The following is a 1148-nucleotide window of genomic DNA, read 5'->3' as shown; positions in this document are numbered from 1 at the left end:
GGGATAGGGCGGGCGTGGGGGGTAGGGGGACTGCACGGAACCATTTCCTTTCCAGCCGCAGGACCGCGTGTACCAAGGGGGGTCCTGTCGGAAAGCAGTGCCTGATTGGTGCATACCTAAAGGGCCGGCCGTGACGTCGACGTCTGCCTTTGCCCTCCCATGGGGAGGCTCACCTTGGCACAAACGGCTCACAGGAAACAAGAAGTTGGAATGTCCCCGCTGACAACGCCGGTTAATCTCCCAATGGTTACCGCCGGTATCGCGGGAAGATATCCCGACAAGCCTCCACAGCCGGCTTCCATGCTCGTCCGGTCGACCCGCGCGAGACCCCGCCGACCCGCATCCTGGAGGACCGCGACCGGCGCATGCAGTACGGCGCCGGGGACAGGGCCGGGTGACCCGGCGACGCGTCCACGCCGCCGCGGCGGGTGGCGCGGCGGCGCCGGGGCTCAGCCCTCCGGCGCGAGCCGGCGGTCGCCGTCCGACGCGCGGACCACCATGGCCAGCAGAGCGGCGACCAGGCAGACCGCGCTGAGGGTGATCCACACCGTGTCGTAGGTGCCGAAGACGTCCCGGGCGGTGGCGCCGAGGAACGCCGAGGCTCCGGCGCCCAGTTGGTGCGCGGAGTTGGTCCAGCCGAAGACGATGGGGCCGTCGTCGCCGTAGGTCCGCTGGCACAGGGCGATGACCGGGGGCACGGTCGCGACGTCGACGAGTCCGTAGACGACGGCGAAGACGATCATGGACGGCTGGGCCGAGGCGGTGAAGACCAGGGGCAGGGCGAGCAGGGTGAGCGCGCGGACGGTGAAGTAGACGGCGAGCAGTCGCCGGGGGTCGAAGCGGTCGGTGAGCCAGCCGGAGAGGGCCGCGCCCAGGGAGGAGAAGACACCGATCAGCGAGAGCATGGACGCGGCGACGGTCGCGTGCATGCCGTGGTCGTGGGCGGCCGGTACCCAGTTGCTCCACATGATGCCGTTGGTGGAGGCGCCGCAGATGACGAACATGCCGGCCAGCAGCCAGAAGGTGCCGGTGCGCATGGCCTGGACGAGGACGGTCACGGTGCGGCGCGCGGCGCCCTCGGCGGGGGCGGGCTTGGCGACGAACTCCTCGCTGCCGTACGGCCGGACTCCGACGTCGGCCGGGTGGTC

Annotated in this window: 1 protein-coding gene; it reads right to left on the bottom strand. The window is 70.6% G+C overall.

Translation table 11 applies throughout. From position 1 onward, the window contains the following. Positions 1-449 precede the first annotated feature (449 nt). Positions 450-1148, bottom strand: a 699-nt coding sequence (locus CCN44_RS34625; RefSeq protein ID WP_143650175.1) for an MFS transporter, incomplete at its 5' end; no start/stop codon positions are given.

The sequence above is a fragment of the Streptomyces tricolor genome, from assembly GCF_002155905.1.
GTDB classification, from domain to species: Bacteria; Actinomycetota; Actinomycetes; order Streptomycetales; family Streptomycetaceae; genus Streptomyces; species Streptomyces tricolor.
Note: the sequence above shows the minus strand (reverse complement) of the source record. Positions and strands in the feature narration are given on the sequence as shown.